Below are 16,792 nucleotides of genomic sequence, written 5' to 3'. Positions count from 1 at the left end.
AAAATTATGGCGACTATTAAAATTAAACAAGTTAAGAGTAGAATTAAGTGCCCGAAAGACCAAAAAAGAACACTTGATGCACTGGGCCTGACAAAGTTGAACCGTGTAGTAGAGCATGAAGCTACTCCGGCTATCTTAGGCATGGTTGAGAAAGTGAAACATTTGGTTTCAGTAGAAAAGTAATAATTGGTTGAAAAAATAAATTATAAGATATGAACTTATCAAATTTAAAACCTGCTGAAGGATCTACTAAGACCAGAAAAAGAATCGGCCGTGGTCCGGGTTCAGGATTAGGAGGAACTTCAACAAGAGGTCATAAAGGAGCAAAGTCAAGATCTGGTTATTCAAAAAAGATCGGATTTGAAGGCGGTCAGATGCCTATTCAGAGACGTTTGCCTAAATTTGGTTTCAAGAATATTAATCGTGTTGAATATAAAGCTATCAATATCGCTACATTACAGTTAATGGCTGAATCTCAGAACTTAACTAAAATAGGTGTTAACGAATTGATCGAAGCTGGTTTTATTTCATCATCTCAAATGGTTAAGATTCTTGGTAATGGTAGCCTGACTGTTAAATTAGATGTTGAAGCTCATGCTTTCTCTAAAAGTGCAGAAGCAGCTATCCAGGCCGTAGGTGGAACTGTTGTTAAACTCTAAGTCATGAGAGCAGTTGAAACAATAAAAAATATCTGGAAGATTGAGGATCTGAGAAATCGGATCCTCACCACTCTTTTATTGGTGGCTATATATCGCTTCGGAACGTATGTAGTACTTCCTGGTATTGATCCTCAAGCGTTAACCGCTTTACAGGCGCAGACAAGAGGCGGATTGCTTGCACTGTTGGATATGTTTTCAGGTGGTGCATTCTCTAATGCTTCTATTTTTGCATTGGGTATTATGCCTTATATTTCCGCTTCAATTGTTATGCAGTTGTTAGCCATTGCAGTTCCTTCTTTTCAGAAATTACAGAGAGAAGGGGAGAGTGGTCGTAGAAAGATCAATCAATGGACTCGCTACCTCACAGTAGCTATCCTGTTATTCCAGGGACCGACGTATCTGGTGAACTTAAGTGTTCAGTTGAAGGCCGCTGGTGCAGCTTTACCTCCGGGTATTCTGTTTACTATATCTTCTACTATTATTCTGGCTGCAGGAAGTATGTTTATCTTATGGCTAGGTGAAAGAATTACAGATAAAGGTGTTGGAAATGGTATTTCATTTATCATTTTGATTGGTATCATAGCCCGTCTACCGCATTCATTGTTCCAGGAATTTATTTCAAGAACAAGTGAAAAAACAGGTGGTCTGGTTATGTTCTTGTTTGAAATGCTGTTTCTTTTACTTGTTATTGCCGGTGCTATTTTATTGGTTCAGGGAACTCGTAAAGTGCCCGTACAGTACGCTAAGAGAATTATAGGTAACAAACAATATGGTGGCGCTCGTCAGTATATTCCTTTAAAGGTAAATGCTGCAAACGTTATGCCTATCATCTTTGCTCAGGCAATTATGTTTATTCCTATTTCTATTGTAGGATTCTCCAGTACAGGTGATCAAAGTGGTTTTTGGGCTGCATTTATGGATAATACCGGTTTCTGGTATAACTTTGTATTTGCGGTATTGATTATCCTCTTTACTTATTTCTATACAGCTATCACGATCAATCCGACCCAGATGGCTGATGATTTGAAGAGAAACAATGGGTTTATTCCGGGTGTTAAACCTGGAAAAAGCACCAAAGACTATCTGGATACAATCATGGATCGTATTACTCTTCCGGGTGCATTCTTCTTGGCATTGGTAGCTATTATGCCTGCTTTTGCAAGAATCGCTGGTGTGAGTATGGAGTTCTCTCAGTTCTTTGGAGGAACATCTTTGTTGATTTTGGTTGGTGTAGTGTTGGATACATTGCAGCAAGTAGAAAGTCATTTGTTGATGCGTCATTATGACGGTTTGTTGAAGTCAGGAAGAATTAAAGGTCGTACAGGCTCAGTTGCCGCTTATTAATAGGATGATCTATTTAAAAACAGATGAAGAAATCGAGTTGATGCGTTCGGCCAATCAATTGGTAGGCCGGACACTGGGAGAATTGGCAAAGCATATTGCTCCCGGGGTTACAACTCTTCAACTCGATAAGATTGCTGAAGAATTCATTAGGGATAATGGAGCAGTCCCAGCTTTTTTAGGGTATGGTGGTTTTCCAAATTCAATATGTGCTTCTGTAAATGAGCAGGTAGTGCATGGTATTCCTTCCTCAAAAGCAGTTTTAAAAGAAGGTGATGTCATATCAGTTGACTGTGGTACCATATTGAATGGCTTTGTTGGCGATTCAGCTTATACTTTTTGTGTAGGTGAAGTGGCACCGGAAGTGAAGAATTTGTTGAAGACGACAAAAGAATCTCTTTATCAAGGTATTCAACAAGCTGTAGAAGGAAAACGAGTAGGAGATGTTAGTCATGCGGTGCAGACATACTGTGAATCGAAAGGTTACTCTGTTGTAAGGGAACTGGTGGGACATGGTATCGGACGCAAGATGCATGAAGAACCTGAAGTACCCAATTATGGAAGATATGGTTGCGGAGCTTTATTGCGTAGTGGTATGTGCATCTGCATTGAACCTATGATCAATATGGGAAGCAAAAATGTCGTTTTTGAAAAGGACGGTTGGACGGTGCGTACAAAAGACAGAAAATGTTCTGCTCATTTTGAGCATTGTATAGCGATAAGACCCGATGGTCCTCAGATTTTATCTTCATTTGAATTTGTAGAAGAAGTTCTAGGAAATAACGCAATTTAATTTGATTTATATGGCTAAACAAGCAGCTATTGAACAAGATGGAGTTATAGTAGAAGCATTGTCAAATGCAATGTTTCGTGTGGAATTAGAGAACGGACATGAAATTACTGCCCACATATCAGGAAAGATGCGTATGCATTATATTAAAATTCTTCCTGGTGATAAGGTTAGAGTAGAAATGTCTCCGTATGATTTATCAAAAGGTAGAATTGCTTTTAGATATAAATAAAAATAACTAGATATGAAAGTAAGAGCATCTTTAAAGAAGCGTACACCTGAATGTAAGATTGTAAGAAGAAAGGGTCGCTTATACGTAATTAACAAGAAAAACCCTAAGTATAAACAACGTCAGGGATAATTTATTATTTTTGCAAAATAATTAAGTAAGTAATATGGCTATAAGAATAGTTGGTGTAGACTTGCCACAAAATAAAAGAGGAGAAATCGCTTTGACTTATATCTACGGTATCGGTCGGAGTGCTTCAAAATCTATTTTAGAGAAAGCAGGCGTTGATCGTGATATCAAAGTAAAAGACTGGACAGATGATCAAGCTGCAAAAGTACGTGAAGTCATTGGCGCTGAGTACAAGGTAGAAGGTGATCTTCGTTCTGAAGTTCAACTAAACATCAAGCGTCTGATGGATATCGGATGTTACAGAGGTGTTCGTCACCGTATTGGTTTGCCTTTGAGAGGCCAGAGCACAAAGAACAATGCTCGTACTCGTAAGGGTAAGAAGAAAACTGTTGCAAATAAGAAAAAAGCTACTAAATAATAAGAGTTGATATGGCAAAAAAAACAGTCGCAGCAAAGAAGAGAAACGTAAAAGTTGACGCTTACGGTCAAGCTCATATTCATTCTTCTTTCAATAACATTATTGTGTCTCTTGCCAACAGTGAAGGTCAGGTAATTAGTTGGTCTTCTGCAGGTAAGATGGGATTCAGAAGTTCTAAAAAGAACACTCCGTATGCCGCTCAGATGGCAGCACAAGATTGTGCTAAGGTAGCTTATGATCTTGGTTTGAGAAAAGTAAAAGTATTCGTAAAAGGACCGGGTAACGGACGTGAGTCTGCTATCAGAACTATCCACGGTGCCGGAATCGAAGTAACTGAAATCGTAGACGTTACTCCGCTGCCTCACAATGGTTGTCGTCCTCCGAAAAAGAGAAGAGTATAATTAACTATAGTTTCTTGAACATTGAATCCGGAATTGTGAATAGATTGCATAAAGACCTTATCCTCTCTGTAATCGCGGCTGCACGGTTCCAGATTCAGACAGAAAAATTAAAACAATAAAAAAATGGCAAGATATACTGGACCAAAAACAAGAATTGCCCGTAAGTTTGGTGAGGCTATATTCGGACCGGATAAAGTTCTTTCTAAAAAGAATTATCCTCCCGGACAACATGGTAACGCCAGAAAAAGAAAAACTTCTGAATACGGAATTCAGCTTCGCGAGAAGCAAAAAGCTAAATACACTTATGGTGTATTGGAAAAACAATTTAGAAACCTGTTCGACAAAGCGCAGCGTTCAAAGGGTATTACCGGTGAAGTTCTGCTTCAGTTACTGGAAGGTCGTTTGGACAATGTAGTTTATCGTTTGGGTATTGCTCCTACGAGAGCTGCTGCACGTCAGTTGGTTTCTCACCGTCACATTACAGTTGATGGTAAGGTTGTAAACATTCCTTCTTACTCTTTGAAAGCCGGTCAGATCGTTGGTGTTAGAGAGAAATCCAAGTCTTTGGAAGTGATTGCTGATGCATTATCAGGATTCAACCACAGTAAATATCCTTGGATTGAGTGGGATCAGTCTTCTTTAAGCGGAAAATTACTGCATCTGCCCGAAAGAACTGACATTCCTGAAAACATTAAAGAGCAGTTGATCGTAGAATTGTATTCTAAATAATAATTGATTTCCATGGCGATATTAGCATTTCAAAAACCCGATAAAGTATTAATGTTGGAAGCGGACAATTTCTTCGGAAAGTTTGAATTTCGTCCGTTGGAACCCGGCTATGGTATTACTATAGGTAATGCTCTGCGCCGTATTCTCCTGTCGTCGCTTGAAGGTTTTGCTATTACATCCATTAAGATCGAAGGTGTTGACCATGAATTTGGTACAATTCCCGGTGTTATTGAAGATGTAACAAACATTATCTTGAACCTGAAACAGGTACGGTTCAAGCATATTGTAGACGACATAGAGAATGAGAAAGTAAGTATTACTGTTTCGGGTTCGGAAGTGTTCAAAGCCGGTGATATAGGTAAACAGCTGACCGGATTCGAAGTATTGAATCCAGACTTGGTTATTTGCCGTTTGGATCCGAACGCTGGTTTCCAGATTGAATTAACAATAAATAAAGGACGCGGATATGTTCCCGCTGATGAAAATAGAGACCCGAATGCAGACGTTCACGTTATTGCCATCGACTCTATTTATACTCCTATACGTAATGTTAAGTATTCAATCGAGAACTTCCGTGTTGAGCAAAAGACGGACTACGAAAAGTTGGTTCTTGAAATAGCCACAGATGGTTCTATTCATCCGAAGGAAGCGTTGAAAGAAGCTGCTAAGATTCTGATACATCATTTCATGTTGTTCTCAGATGAAAAGATTGCGATCGAGACAGTAGATACTGACGGCAATGAAGAATTCGATGAAGAAGTACTTCACATGCGCCAGTTGCTTAAGAGCAAGCTAGCAGATATGGACCTTTCCGTTCGTGCTTTGAATTGCTTGAAAGCTGCAGATGTTGAAACATTGGGTGAACTGGTTAAATTCAACAAGAATGATTTGTTGAAATTCCGTAACTTCGGTAAGAAGTCGCTCACTGAACTTGATGAACTGCTTGAAAGCCTGAACCTTTCATTCGGTATGGATATCACGAAATATAAATTAGATAAAGAGTAAGTAAAGCGATGAGACATAATAAGAAATTCAATCATTTAGGTCGTACAAATACTCACCGTGAAGCAATGCTGTCTAATATGGCTTCTTCTTTGATCAAGCATAAGAGAATCTTTACGACAACAGCAAAAGCTAAAGCGCTTCGTAAGTTTGTTGAACCTCTGATCACAAAGTGCAAAGAGGATACAACTCACTCAAGACGTGTGGTATTTAGTACTTTACAGGATAAGAACGCTGTAACAGAACTTTTTAAGGAAGTAGCTCAGAAGATCGGTGATCGTCCGGGTGGTTATACCAGAATTATTAAGACTGGTAACCGTTTAGGTGACAACGCTGCTATGTGCTTCATTGAATTAGTTGATTACAACGAAAACATGTTGAAGGATACTACAGCTAAGAAAACTACGAAAACAAGACGTTCTCGTAAGAAATCTACAGCTGCTGAAACAGCTGCTCCGGTTGCTGAAGCTCCTGCAGCAGAAGCAACAGAAGAAAAAGCTGCAGAATAATTTCTGTAACTTATATACGATACAAAAACAGCCGACATTTTTATGCCGGCTGTTTTTGTATATAAACAAATTAATTTATTTGTTTACTTACTTGATATTTTTTAAAGCTTCCTGCGCTGTAGCATTAGATGGATCGATTGATAAAATCTTGTTCCAGTAAATTTTGGAGTTATCCATATCTTGTTTCAAGTAATAATAGTAGCCCAGGTAACGGTAACATTCGGTTAATTCATTGCTATATTTCTCTTTGTTTTTTTCAAGAATGGGAATGCAAGACTCGTAATAGGGTTTGGCTAAACCCTGTTCTGTCTCGGGGTCCAGTTGAGATTGTGTACGTGCCTGCCATAGGCTACCAAGGTGGCTATCCGGTACACGTTCTTTTACAATAGCAAATAAGCTATCAGCTTTGAACAGGTACTTTTGTGCTGCAATATTATCTTTTGCAGCTGCTGTATAGTAATATTTACCTAATTGATAGTAATCAGCAGCTTCCGATTCTTCTCCCAGTGCCTCTATATACTGTGTATAAGCCTTGATGGCCTCAGCATTATTTTCGCTGTTACTATAAACTTCAGCAAGGTCCTTATAGATTTCTGTATGCGAAGAACTTTCTTTTATAGCTTTCTGTAATGCATCTGCTGCCTGATCATATTGTTTTGCTTTATTCAGCAGGCGACCGTAATATAAATAGTCCTGCCAGATATATTTAGCATCCGGATTATTGAAGAAAGTCTCTATTTCTTCCAGTCCTTTTTCGTAGGCTTTGCTTTCGTAATCATTATAGATGGCCAGACGTTTCAATAAAAAGTTATCAGGGTCAATAGCTTGTCCTTCACTGATTATTTTACCGGATTCAGCGTATTGTTTATTGAAGAACAAAGCAGAGGCATAATGAACCAGATTGTCTGTTGAGTAAAGACCTCCTGCCATGTAGGTTTTATAAGCTGCTACAGCTTTAGGATAATTCCCTTGTAATGAATAGATGTTTCCCAAATGGCAGTACGCCGGCAAGTAATCCGGATAGTTTGAAATTACTTTCTGAAGCATTTCTATTGATAATGTTGGAGTGACTCCCTGATATACGTTTGCATATTTGATATAAGCTTCCTTGCAGGCCGGATCGAAGTGGATAGCCTGTTCATATCTTCCGGCGGCATCTCCTGGTTTATCTTTGCTGATAAGTAAATCGCCTTCATACAAATAAATGGCGGGGTCGTTAGCATTATATTTCTTTGCATTATCGAGAGCCGCCTGGGCTTCTGCCTCCATTCCGTTCATTGAGTAGGCTTTAGCAATAGCGACATAAACAGAAGCATCTTTTTTATTGATTTTGATTGCTGCATCAAATGCTTTTTGCGCAGTAGATTTATCTGTTTTGAGTAGCACTTTACCTTCACCTACTTTATTATAGGCATAATCAGGAAATGTCGTCCATCCTTTCTGGTAATTAGCCAGAGCTTCGGAAGTTTTATTTTCATCAAAGGCAATTTCTCCCAGATAATATAAAGCTTCAGCCTGCTCGGCAGGAGAACTGTTCAGCTGTTTCTCAAAAAGCCGGCTTGCTATGGTTGGTTCGCCGGCTTTGTAAAAGTCAATGCCTTGCCGGTTATCTGCGTAAACGGCAATAGCGATAAAACTTAAAATGATTATATATAAATCCTTTTTCATGACTGTAAATATTTATAAGGTTTATAACTGATTTCTGACATTCACCAACCTTACAGGTTGTGTAGCCGGAAGAATACCTGATTTAAGAATGATCCGCTGTCCCCGGTCGCTAGCTATGAAAGTTGTAAAACCGGAAGCCAGGCCCATGCGGGGGTCTGATAATATCAGATAGACAGGCCTGCTCATCGGATACTTTTTTAATGCGATGTAGGCCTGATACGGTTTAAAACTATTTGTTGCAGTGGCATGTCTGTAAGGACTGACTGCCATTACTTTTATATTCTCAGAAAAACTCATGTTGCTTGTATCGGACGGATTACTGATCCAGTTTACTCCGATGATACCTAACGCTCCACGGTTTTGGGATACATAGTTTATTACTTGCCGGTTTTCTTTCATTGCATGTAAATCCCCGGAAAATGATTTTCCGTTACAGATTGAATCGATAGCATAGCGTACAGTTCCGGAATTAGGGTTATCGAATACAACTTCGATCCTTCCCGATTGGTTATCGGAACAGAGTTCTTTCCATTCTTTTATTTTTCCCGTCAGTATGTCTCTCAATGCAGGGATACCAATCAGAGAATCTGTATTTTGTTTATTCACAATCAATGCAATGGCATCTGTTGCTATTTGAATGTTTCTGGGGAATAATTTTTTAGTGTTCATAAATTCCGTCTCTTCTTTGGTTAGCGGGCGTGAAGTAATGGCCAGCCGGATGCTATCGCGCAGCAACCTGTTGATAGTTTCTGTTTCACCGGAAAAGTAAGGAACAATCCCGGCTTCCTTATAAATACTTTCGAAAACGGCGATTTCTTCTTCTACGACAGGGGCAAAGCAGCCATCGGAAGCTATAGCGATAACGCCACTGGTCGGTGTATCATCCGGTGTTTCTGTTTTCTTGTTTCCGCAAGAAACCAACAGAACTATACATACTGTTATATAGAATAAACTTTTCATCGTTTGCCGTCTTTTATGAGCCTGTAACCTCTGAATAAAGTGTAGCAGAAGAACAGAATACCAACTGTTATTCGCATAGGGAATGACATATTCTCATTAAACAAGTTAGTGAAAACCAGCAGGAAAGTCATTCCGAGGTATATCATGACCATGAATATACCCCAGACAAACTTCATATTTATACACTTTACCTCCATCTTATTGCAATTTAAATCGTACCGGAACTGTAAAGTAGACCGGTACCGGTTTACCATTCTGTTTCCCCGGAACCCATTGTGGCAGAGACTTGATAACGCGTAATGCTTCTTTGTCGCAAGCCGGATCCAATTGTCTTAGAACTTCCACTTTCGTGATCTCTCCCGTTGGGCTTACAACGAAGCGGAGGGTAACTGTTCCCTGAATACCATTTTCGGCAGCGATTACCGGGTATCTCAAATGTGTACTGATGAACTTCAGTAAAGCCTCGTTTCCACCGGGGAATTGCGGCATTTGTTCAACGGCAACATAAGGTTCGGTTTCTTCTTCAATCACTTCCTTGTTGTCTTTCAGGTCTGCAATGTCGATGGCATCTTCACTTTCGGAACCTTTTACGTCTGCCACTGAGATAGCCAGTTTTGAGGTTGTCAGTTCTTCCTGTGTCTTGATTTCCTCTTCCTCCCTTACATCTTTATCCGCCTTAATAACAGGAGGGGTAAATTTGATTGTACTTTTCAGTACGGGAGGAGGTGGAGCCTCTAAATTACGGATTTGATTTTCTTCCGGTACCTTCGTTTCCATTTGCAGGTTGGAAAGTGTCGTTACTTCCAGTACCTGCTCTTTGGCGTGCTGGGGAATAACCGATTTGATCAAAACCGGGATTGTCATGACCAGAATAGCTCCGATAGCTACAATGATCAATGCGCGGATATGTCTGCCGGAAGAATTTTTACGCAACTCGTATGCTCCGTAGTCTTTATTCTTCCCGTTGAAGATCAATTCGCACCACTCCGGTGAATTCAGATTTATATTGTTCATATTAATCATGATCGTTCTTTTTTATTGGTGATACGAATTATTTTCTTTTAGGGCCGGCATTAGCCTCTGCTATTTGTTTAGCGAGTTCTCCGCCGCTTTTCAGGTTGTCGACCAGAAATTTATCTCCGTCGGTTATATCGACGATTGCATATTTACCAATATTGCATATCTGCATTTCGTCGAGCGCATCTACCAGGTCTTTATAAGAAGCATCGTCGGTCGCCTTGATCAGTACGACCGGGGCATCTTTGCCTCCTTTTATCTCTGTAGCCTGCTTTTTAAACTCATCTTCGGATATTTCTTTGTTTAGCTTTTTCACTTTCAACTCCGATATTTGTTGTACAGCGTCGGAATTGCGTTCCAGTAGGATGTTACGTAATCCGGTAGGAGAAAAATCGGTTGTTTTCAGTGATTCTACATGTTCATAATCCGGTTCACCGAAATAGTAGTACACCTTGCTGTCTTCACCCAATATAAGGGTGATGGCTTTAGAGGCTTTCACTTTTGTCTGTTCGGCTTCCGTGACATGGTCTTTCGACGGCATACTGATCTCCATGGTCTGCGGCTTACTCAGCGAAGTACAAAGCATGAAGAACGTGATCAGCAACATATTCATATCCACCATCGGCGTAAAGTCGACACGGATATTGACTTTCTTTTGTTTGCCTTTCTTGCCGTCGCCTTTTCCTTTATCTGTATTTACTTCTGCCATACTGCTTGTTGTTTAAACATTGTCGGGCACATTCTTGAGAGTTGTTATGAGATTATATCTGTTTTCTCTCAGGTCCTGCAATGTGTTCATTATATTTTTGATTTTAGGATACGGCGTCTGTTGGTCGGCTTTGATGGCGATCACCAGGTCGCGGTTCACTTCGCGGGCATGTTGTACCCAGGCTTTGAATTGGTTGTTCGTGCTATCGGCAGGGATTCCGTAATTCTGCGTCAGACGGTCTTGTTCGGAAGACGGAAGATTCAGAAATTCCTGCATATTCTGGATAGGAACACCGAAGGAAGGAAGAAGGCTAAATTCGTATATTTCTTTGTCGCTGAAGTTAATACCGTAGTCTTGTCCCAGCTTCTTTAATACGTTTGCCTTATCCTCTTGTTTGTCCATGCTCATAAATACTTTCCCTTCCGGATCTACCAGGATGGAAAGAATATTCGTTTCCGGTATTTTTATTTCGGAAACGGAAGCCGGAGTAGTAACCACGACCGGTTCTTTCTGGATGAAGGTAGATGTCAGCATAAAGAAAGTAAGCAGTAACACCGTTACATCACTCATCGCCGTCATGTCGATGAATGTGCTTTTTCGTTTTACTATAATCTTAGGCATATGTTTCAGTGTTTAGCCGCAAATGTTTGTACGATAGAGAAACCTATTTCATCGATGGCATAGGTGATATTATCTATTTTACTGGTGAAATAGTTGTACGAGATAATAGCCATGGCACCGGTGGCGATACCTAAGGCCGTATTGACCAGAGCTTCGGAAATACCGGTCGACAATGCTACCGAGTCGGGAGCTCCGGCATTGGCCAGGGCGGCAAACGAACGGATCATACCCAGTACGGTTCCAAGCAACCCGAACAGAGTTCCCAATGTCGAGATTGTAGCAATAACCGGCAGGTTCTGTTCCATAGACGGTAATTCCAGTGCCGTGCTCTCTTCGATCTCTTTCTGTATGATGACCATCTTTTGTTCTTTGGTCTGATCCGCCCTGTTTTCTACATCAGTGTAACGGGTCAATGCGGCGTTAACCACATTGGCCACAGAACCCTGCTGTTCTTTACAAGCCTTTTGAGCTGCGTCCAGATTCCCGTCTTCAAGGTCTTTTTTTATAGTACGTACAAATCCTAGCAGGGCTTTTTTCCCTTTAGACCGGTTGATGGCAATAAAACGTTCTACACTCAAGGTGATTACAGTAAGTAAAAGAGTGATAACAACGGGGACAATGAAACCTCCCTTATAAATCGTACCAGCATAGTTGCCGGGAAGCGGATGATTATCCGGATTATTATCCATGAAGTTGGAAGGATTGCCCAGTACGAAATGAAAGAAGCATACTGCCAGGATAAAGCAAATGATAATGACGATGCCGGCTGAAACGCCATTAGATGTTTTCGATATAACAGATTGATTTGTTTTCATAATTTTGATATTATTAAAGAGATAAAAAACAGAAAATAATAGTCTTAGTGTACAAAAAAGGAAATGCACACCCGGATCATGCCGTATTCGAAGGCATAATCAACAATTATAAATGTCTTATAATAATATCAAATAATGAGTTTTCGCAAAACGTAGATCCATTGATTTCCGCATTTGCGAAGCGAGAGGTAGTTTATTGTATGGATAATAGATAATGTCTCCGATATTTTATATTGTGAGGCCTGCTCTTTCAACTTCAAGAGAAGAAGACTCTTATTGCTGTTCGATAATTTGAATAGCCGTTCGTAGTTATCGAAAGCCGGTTTGGTACGTGCAGTTATATCAAGAGACTCAAGAGGGATTTTTCCTAATTCAAACTGTTTTAATTTATTATCGTAGGAGAGGCTCTTTTCTTCGCCATTAAGGTTACATGGTTGAATCATCTCTTCGTTGTCGATATTAAACGCAATCTCCTGCCCTGTAAAGATCAGGATAAGGAGTGTTAATATGGACAGAACTTTCTTCATGATTCGACAATAAACTTTTTATGTTAAAACATTTTGTTAATGCAAAAGGTTGTAACTTTTTAAGAAAAAATGCCTGTTGATTCGGGGGATAAATATAGATAAAGTATAGTATTCAGAAAGGCAGTCCTCTATTTATTCATTGAAAATCTTTATAAGGGTTTGGCAACAATCTTAGTGAACCGTTTGTTATATTTGTACTGAGTGAAAAAAATACAGAATACTAAATATTTAGGTTATGAAAATTGAAAAAGTAATAGGTAGAGAGATTCTTGATTCCCGTGGTAACCCGACAGTAGAGGTAGATGTGCTTCTTGAATGCGGCGCTTTTGGTCGTGCTGCCGTTCCATCCGGTGCTTCTACTGGTGAAAATGAAGCAATAGAACTGCGTGACGGTGATAAAAAACGCTACGGAGGCAAAGGTGTACTGAAAGCTGTGGATAATGTTAACAATGTAATTGCACCGGTTATCATCGGAATGAGTGCATTAAACCAACGTGCAATCGACCATAAACTGCTTCAGTTGGACGGAACAAAGACAAAGTCGAAACTCGGTGCCAATGCCATGTTAGGCGTTTCGCTGGCCGTAGCTAAAGCAGCTGCCAGTTATCTCGATTTACCGTTATATCGTTATATAGGCGGAACAAATACGTATGTATTGCCTGTTCCGATGATGAATATTATCAATGGCGGTTCGCATAGTGATGCTCCGATAGCATTTCAGGAATTTATGATTCGCCCGGTAGGTGCAAAGAGTTTCCGTGAAGGCTTGCGTATGGGAGCAGAAGTATTCCATGCCTTGAAGAAGGTGTTGCACGACCGCGGTCTGAGTACGGCAGTTGGTGACGAAGGTGGTTTTGCTCCGGCTCTCAACGGTACGGAAGATGCTTTGGGTTCTATTATGGCCGCTATTAAAGCTGCCGGATACGAACCGGGTAAAGATGTGACAATCGCTATGGACTGTGCTGCTTCCGAGTTTTACGATAAGAAGAGTATCTACGATTATTCGAAGTTTGAAGGTGTCCACGGTGCCAAACGGACTGCTGCCGAACAGGTGGCTTACCTGTTGGATTTGGTTAACAAATATCCGATCGACTCTATCGAAGACGGTATGGACGAAAACGACTGGGAAGGATGGAAGCATCTTACCAAAGCTTTAGGTGACCGTGTTCAGTTGGTTGGTGACGACTTGTTTGTAACTAATGTTGAATTCTTGAAGAAAGGTATCGAAGAAGGCTGTGCCAACTCTATCCTGATTAAAGTAAATCAAATCGGAACATTAAGTGAAACACTGGATGCTATTGAAATGGCTCACCGTAACGGCTATACTTCAGTGACGTCGCACCGTTCCGGTGAAACGGAAGATGCAACGATTGCCGATATCGCTGTAGCTACTAATTCAGGACAGATCAAAACTGGTTCCTTAAGCCGTTCGGATCGTATGGCTAAGTACAATCAGTTGCTTCGTATCGAGGAAGAATTGGGCGATCTGGCTGTTTATGGCTATAAGACGTACAAAAAATAATTCTGACACTTACAGAATCAGATGTAATAGACTGAAGGGCTGCCTCCCAAAGAGGTGGCCTTTTGGTGTTTATGTCCCTTACCTTTATCAGAAAGGCTAGTAGTAACTATCCCGGAGGTTATTTATTTCTAATCGAAAGCATATTATATCTTGTCTTTTTCACGACCGTCGCAAAGCTTACCGACGGACGTCAGCAAGCTTATCCACGTCCGTCGGTAAGCTTTGCGACGGCGATGGAAAAGAGAATGAGTCATATCTTTTATAGTAAAAGACAGTATGCTATGCAGGAATAGTCAGTAGGGGGAGCGATAGATGACAGGCAGATAAAAGGTGAATGGTTTTTATTCGAATTAATGCATGTGAGAGATGAAATAGCCGGAGCAAAAACAATCTCTTTACTCCGGCTATTCTATTTTATACTATTATAATTGAGCGAACCATTCACGGATAGCATCAATCAATATCTGATTTTCAGCACTTGTTTGGGTGGACAGGCGGATGTATGTTTCATCCAGTCCGCGGAAGTTGGAGGCATCACGAATCAGGATTCCATTCTTCTCCCACAAGTATTTCTTTAGTTCTGCCGCTGTGCCTTTCTTTAGGCGGACAAGGAAGAAGGTTGTTGAAGTAGGAATGACTTCCAGGTTATCGAATTTGCTTAACTGATAAATCAATTCGGCTGTTTCACGCTGCCACTTACGGATAGGCAAAGTAAACTGGGCCGGATGAATCAGGATATATTTACTGGCTTCAAGCGCAATAGCGTTTACCGACCAGGGGATGATATACTTATTTACTTCGGCTGTTATTTCTGGAGAAGCCACCAGGTAACCGATACGTAATCCCGGAATGTTGTAGGCCTTAGAGATAGACTGGATAAGAATCAGGTTTGGGTGATTCTTAACGTCTGAAGGCTTTAGCATATCTTCGGTGGTAAAGGCAACATAAGCCTGGTCGATGATGAATTTTGTATTGCGGTTGGCTGCAATCAACCGGAGTAATTCCGTACGATGAATCAATTTACCATCCGGATTGTTAGGATTGCATATCCAGCAGAAATCCTGCCCTTCCAGAGAAAGCTCCGAAAGGTCGTCGGAGGTTGGGAAGAAATTTATCTCGTGTTCGTGTAGGCGGCAGGCATCTTCATACTCAGAGAAGGAAGGAACGGCAATCGTTGATTTAGCCCCTCTCCAAGCCTGTGCCAACAGATAGAAGGCGGTAATCGAACCATTGGTTACAACTACATTTTCTTCTTTTATCTCATACCGGCGGGCAAGCAACCTTTTAAGTGAAGCAGCATCCGGTTCCGGATAACGTGTCAGTTTACTGAAATGCTCATTGAGATGTTCCTTGAGTTTATCGAGGTTAGCACCGTGCCATACGTTAGAACTGAAGTTAATCTTTACTTCGTTCTGCGAATTGTAAAAGTCATCACCGTGTCCGAATAGCATACTTTATTTGTTTTATGTAATTAATGTTGTTCTAAAAGGTGGTGCAAAAATACTAATCTTTTTGGCTTTTCCTATCAATTGCCTTATAGATTGCATCCTGTATTCGTTTGCGGATATCCAACTGGCTGAGTTTATTATTGGCACGCGACGGATTGACCCTGTTACAAAGGAAGATATAAAGTAACTGGTTGTCCGGATCCACCCAGAAACAAGTCCCGGTGAAGCCGGTGTGTCCATAGACGGAAGGTGGCGTCAGGCTGCTGCAAGGAGAACCTTTATGTGTTCCCGGGGCAGGCTTGTCGAAACCCAGTCCGCGGCGGCTTGTCGGGCTTTTACTTTGGGTGAAAAGACGACAGGTTTCTGTTGATAAGTATTGTTCGTTGCCATAAGTGCCCTGATTAAGGAAAAGCTGTAATACTTTCGCCAGGTCATTGGCATTCGAAAACAGGCCGGCATTGCCGGAGACGCCCCCCTGGAAAGCGGCAGCTTCGTCGTGCACATAGCCACGAAGTAACTGGCGGCGCACGAACTGGTCGTTCTCGGTCGGGACAATCTGAAGGCTGTCTATTCTTTTCAGCGGGTTATAAGTGGTGTGCCAGGCTCCCAGCCGGCTATAAAAGTCGTTATGCAACAGCTGGTCCATCGGTTGCTTCATCTGGTTTTCCACCATCATTTTCAGCATGATGAAGTTGACGCAGCTATACACATATTTGCCGCGTGTTCCGAGGCGGGAGTCTTTTATTTCCTGCATGATACTGTCTTTGAAGGAATCGTGCAGGTAGAAGTTGCGGGCTACCTCGGTGGTGAATCCCGGTTTCTTCTCAGTAGAAACCAGGTCGGGCAGATAGTTGAAATCATTGCGTACGTATGTTTTGGCATCGAAGCGTACCGGATGGGTAGCGTTCTTTACACTGCTGTAAAGGCTGCCTTTGTAACTATCCTTATCGATGGCATTCAGATAGAAATTGATTGTGGAGACAACTCCTGACTGATGGTAAAGCAATTCTTTTATATTCAGGTCTTTCTTGTTGGAACCTTTCAGTTCGGGGAGAAAGTCCGCTATTTTATTATTGAGGGTGAATTTCTTTTCATCGTACGCTTTCATTACGGCAAGTAAAGTCCCGGCCGCTTTGGAGGCAGACGCCAGGTCGTAGACGCAATTTTCCTGTACCTTCCGGCTTTGGTCGTAGTCAAAGTAACCAAAGGCCTTGTCGTAAATAATCATACCGTCTTTGGCAACCAGCACCTGGCAACCCGGATAGGCATTTTCTTCAAGTCCTTCTTCTGCAATGGAT

The 16,792-nt window shown here is 41.1% G+C and carries 21 protein-coding genes; 12 read left to right on the top strand and 9 right to left on the bottom strand.

Annotated features, from left to right (window positions below; genetic code table 11):
• Positions 1–6 precede the first annotated feature (6 nt).
• The 11 genes from rpmD (at position 7) to rplQ (ending at position 6,207) form a co-directional block, all read left to right on the top strand.
• Entirely contained in the window at positions 7–183 is a 177-nt protein-coding gene (rpmD, locus tag C825_RS24710) for a 50S ribosomal protein L30 (RefSeq protein WP_009859531.1), read from the top strand.
• Positions 184–212: 29 nt separating this feature from the next.
• Positions 213–659 (top strand): 50S ribosomal protein L15, encoded by a 447-nt coding sequence (gene rplO / locus C825_RS24705; protein WP_009859530.1) that lies wholly within the window; start codon positions 213–215, stop codon positions 657–659.
• A gap of 3 nt (positions 660–662) precedes the next feature.
• On the top strand, positions 663–2,003 hold the full coding sequence (gene secY / locus C825_RS24700; protein WP_009859529.1) for a preprotein translocase subunit SecY: 1,341 nt from the start codon (positions 663–665) through the stop codon (positions 2,001–2,003).
• Positions 2,004–2,007: 4 nt separating this feature from the next.
• Positions 2,008–2,793, top strand: a complete 786-nt coding sequence (gene map, locus C825_RS24695) for a type I methionyl aminopeptidase (protein WP_009859528.1) — start codon at positions 2,008–2,010, stop codon at positions 2,791–2,793.
• Positions 2,794–2,803: 10 nt separating this feature from the next.
• Positions 2,804–3,022: a translation initiation factor IF-1 gene (gene infA, locus C825_RS24690; protein ID WP_009318521.1), complete on the top strand. Its 219-nt coding sequence runs from the start codon at positions 2,804–2,806 to the stop codon at positions 3,020–3,022.
• Between the two features lie 12 nt (positions 3,023–3,034).
• Complete coding sequence (gene ykgO, locus C825_RS24685; protein WP_005645768.1) at positions 3,035–3,151, top strand: type B 50S ribosomal protein L36; 117 nt, start codon at positions 3,035–3,037, stop codon at positions 3,149–3,151.
• 34 nt (positions 3,152–3,185) lie between these two features.
• Complete coding sequence (gene rpsM, locus C825_RS24680) at positions 3,186–3,566, top strand: 30S ribosomal protein S13 (protein WP_009859527.1); 381 nt, start codon at positions 3,186–3,188, stop codon at positions 3,564–3,566.
• Positions 3,567–3,577: 11 nt separating this feature from the next.
• Positions 3,578–3,967, top strand: coding sequence for a 30S ribosomal protein S11 (rpsK, locus tag C825_RS24675; RefSeq protein ID WP_005634781.1), 390 nt, complete (start codon positions 3,578–3,580; stop codon positions 3,965–3,967).
• 123 nt (positions 3,968–4,090) lie between these two features.
• Positions 4,091–4,696, top strand: a complete 606-nt coding sequence (gene rpsD, locus C825_RS24670; protein WP_009859526.1) for a 30S ribosomal protein S4 — start codon at positions 4,091–4,093, stop codon at positions 4,694–4,696.
• 12 nt (positions 4,697–4,708) lie between these two features.
• Positions 4,709–5,701 carry a DNA-directed RNA polymerase subunit alpha gene (locus C825_RS24665; RefSeq protein WP_009859525.1) on the top strand — a complete coding sequence of 331 codons (993 nt, stop codon included), beginning with the start codon at positions 4,709–4,711 and terminating at the stop codon, positions 5,699–5,701.
• Positions 5,702–5,709: 8 nt separating this feature from the next.
• Positions 5,710–6,207 (top strand): 50S ribosomal protein L17, encoded by a 498-nt coding sequence (rplQ, locus tag C825_RS24660; RefSeq protein WP_010800551.1) that lies wholly within the window; start codon positions 5,710–5,712, stop codon positions 6,205–6,207.
• An 87-nt stretch (positions 6,208–6,294) separates the two neighbouring features.
• On the opposite strand, the gene C825_RS24655 is transcribed toward rplQ, so the two are convergent.
• The 7 genes from C825_RS24655 to C825_RS24625 all read right to left on the bottom strand — a co-directional run bounded on the left by C825_RS24655 (position 6,295) and on the right by C825_RS24625 (position 12,524).
• Entirely contained in the window at positions 6,295–7,875 is a 1,581-nt protein-coding gene (locus C825_RS24655) for a tetratricopeptide repeat protein (RefSeq protein ID WP_010800550.1), read from the bottom strand.
• A 21-nt stretch (positions 7,876–7,896) separates the two neighbouring features.
• Positions 7,897–8,835 (bottom strand): PstS family phosphate ABC transporter substrate-binding protein, encoded by a 939-nt coding sequence (locus C825_RS24650; RefSeq protein ID WP_010800549.1) that lies wholly within the window; start codon positions 8,833–8,835, stop codon positions 7,897–7,899.
• 198 nt (positions 8,836–9,033) lie between these two features.
• On the bottom strand, positions 9,034–9,849 hold the full coding sequence (locus tag C825_RS24645) for an energy transducer TonB (protein WP_044215307.1): 816 nt from the start codon (positions 9,847–9,849) through the stop codon (positions 9,034–9,036).
• A gap of 37 nt (positions 9,850–9,886) precedes the next feature.
• Positions 9,887–10,561 carry an ExbD/TolR family protein gene (locus C825_RS24640; RefSeq protein WP_009859519.1) on the bottom strand — a complete coding sequence of 225 codons (675 nt, stop codon included), beginning with the start codon at positions 10,559–10,561 and terminating at the stop codon, positions 9,887–9,889.
• 12 nt (positions 10,562–10,573) lie between these two features.
• Entirely contained in the window at positions 10,574–11,182 is a 609-nt protein-coding gene (locus tag C825_RS24635; RefSeq protein WP_009859518.1) for an ExbD/TolR family protein, read from the bottom strand.
• Positions 11,183–11,187: 5 nt separating this feature from the next.
• Positions 11,188–11,997, bottom strand: coding sequence for a MotA/TolQ/ExbB proton channel family protein (locus C825_RS24630; protein WP_010800548.1), 810 nt, complete (start codon positions 11,995–11,997; stop codon positions 11,188–11,190).
• Between the two features lie 128 nt (positions 11,998–12,125).
• Positions 12,126–12,524: a hypothetical protein gene (locus tag C825_RS24625; RefSeq protein ID WP_010800547.1), complete on the bottom strand. Its 399-nt coding sequence runs from the start codon at positions 12,522–12,524 to the stop codon at positions 12,126–12,128.
• Positions 12,525–12,759: 235 nt separating this feature from the next.
• On the opposite strand from C825_RS24625, the gene eno reads away from it, so the two are divergent.
• Positions 12,760–14,046, top strand: a complete 1,287-nt coding sequence (eno, locus tag C825_RS24620; RefSeq protein ID WP_010800546.1) for a phosphopyruvate hydratase — start codon at positions 12,760–12,762, stop codon at positions 14,044–14,046.
• A 422-nt stretch (positions 14,047–14,468) separates the two neighbouring features.
• On the opposite strand, the gene C825_RS24615 is transcribed toward eno, so the two are convergent.
• Positions 14,469–15,497, bottom strand: coding sequence for an aminotransferase class I/II-fold pyridoxal phosphate-dependent enzyme (locus C825_RS24615; protein ID WP_009859514.1), 1,029 nt, complete (start codon positions 15,495–15,497; stop codon positions 14,469–14,471).
• 52 nt (positions 15,498–15,549) lie between these two features.
• Positions 15,550–16,743, bottom strand: coding sequence for a serine hydrolase domain-containing protein (locus tag C825_RS24610; protein ID WP_250690619.1), 1,194 nt, complete (start codon positions 16,741–16,743; stop codon positions 15,550–15,552).
• Positions 16,744–16,792 lie beyond the last annotated feature (49 nt).

Origin of the sequence: Parabacteroides sp. ASF519 (genome assembly GCF_000364265.2) — a bacterium.
Lineage (GTDB): Bacteria > Bacteroidota > Bacteroidia > Bacteroidales > Tannerellaceae > Parabacteroides > Parabacteroides goldsteinii.
The sequence above is the reverse complement of the archived record's forward strand: the minus strand, read 5'-3'. Positions and strand labels throughout refer to the sequence as shown.

Bases quoted from the DNA above. Each gene is read 5' to 3' on its own strand.
- rpmD (WP_009859531.1), top strand. From the start codon at position 7: ATGGCGACTATTAAAATTAAACAAGTTAAGAGTAGAATTAAGTGCCCG.
- rplO (WP_009859530.1), top strand. From the start codon at position 213: ATGAACTTATCAAATTTAAAACCTGCTGAAGGATCTACTAAGACCAGA.
- secY (WP_009859529.1), top strand. From the start codon at position 663: ATGAGAGCAGTTGAAACAATAAAAAATATCTGGAAGATTGAGGATCTG.
- map (WP_009859528.1), top strand. From the start codon at position 2,008: ATGATCTATTTAAAAACAGATGAAGAAATCGAGTTGATGCGTTCGGCC.
- infA (WP_009318521.1), top strand. From the start codon at position 2,804: ATGGCTAAACAAGCAGCTATTGAACAAGATGGAGTTATAGTAGAAGCA.
- ykgO (WP_005645768.1), top strand. From the start codon at position 3,035: ATGAAAGTAAGAGCATCTTTAAAGAAGCGTACACCTGAATGTAAGATT.
- rpsM (WP_009859527.1), top strand. From the start codon at position 3,186: ATGGCTATAAGAATAGTTGGTGTAGACTTGCCACAAAATAAAAGAGGA.
- rpsK (WP_005634781.1), top strand. From the start codon at position 3,578: ATGGCAAAAAAAACAGTCGCAGCAAAGAAGAGAAACGTAAAAGTTGAC.
- rpsD (WP_009859526.1), top strand. From the start codon at position 4,091: ATGGCAAGATATACTGGACCAAAAACAAGAATTGCCCGTAAGTTTGGT.
- C825_RS24665 (WP_009859525.1), top strand. From the start codon at position 4,709: ATGGCGATATTAGCATTTCAAAAACCCGATAAAGTATTAATGTTGGAA.
- rplQ (WP_010800551.1), top strand. From the start codon at position 5,710: ATGAGACATAATAAGAAATTCAATCATTTAGGTCGTACAAATACTCAC.
- C825_RS24655 (WP_010800550.1), bottom strand. From the start codon at position 7,875: ATGAAAAAGGATTTATATATAATCATTTTAAGTTTTATCGCTATTGCC.
- C825_RS24650 (WP_010800549.1), bottom strand. From the start codon at position 8,835: ATGAAAAGTTTATTCTATATAACAGTATGTATAGTTCTGTTGGTTTCT.
- C825_RS24645 (WP_044215307.1), bottom strand. From the start codon at position 9,849: ATGAACAATATAAATCTGAATTCACCGGAGTGGTGCGAATTGATCTTC.
- C825_RS24640 (WP_009859519.1), bottom strand. From the start codon at position 10,561: ATGGCAGAAGTAAATACAGATAAAGGAAAAGGCGACGGCAAGAAAGGC.
- C825_RS24635 (WP_009859518.1), bottom strand. From the start codon at position 11,182: ATGCCTAAGATTATAGTAAAACGAAAAAGCACATTCATCGACATGACG.
- C825_RS24630 (WP_010800548.1), bottom strand. From the start codon at position 11,997: ATGAAAACAAATCAATCTGTTATATCGAAAACATCTAATGGCGTTTCA.
- C825_RS24625 (WP_010800547.1), bottom strand. From the start codon at position 12,524: ATGAAGAAAGTTCTGTCCATATTAACACTCCTTATCCTGATCTTTACA.
- eno (WP_010800546.1), top strand. From the start codon at position 12,760: ATGAAAATTGAAAAAGTAATAGGTAGAGAGATTCTTGATTCCCGTGGT.
- C825_RS24615 (WP_009859514.1), bottom strand. From the start codon at position 15,497: ATGCTATTCGGACACGGTGATGACTTTTACAATTCGCAGAACGAAGTA.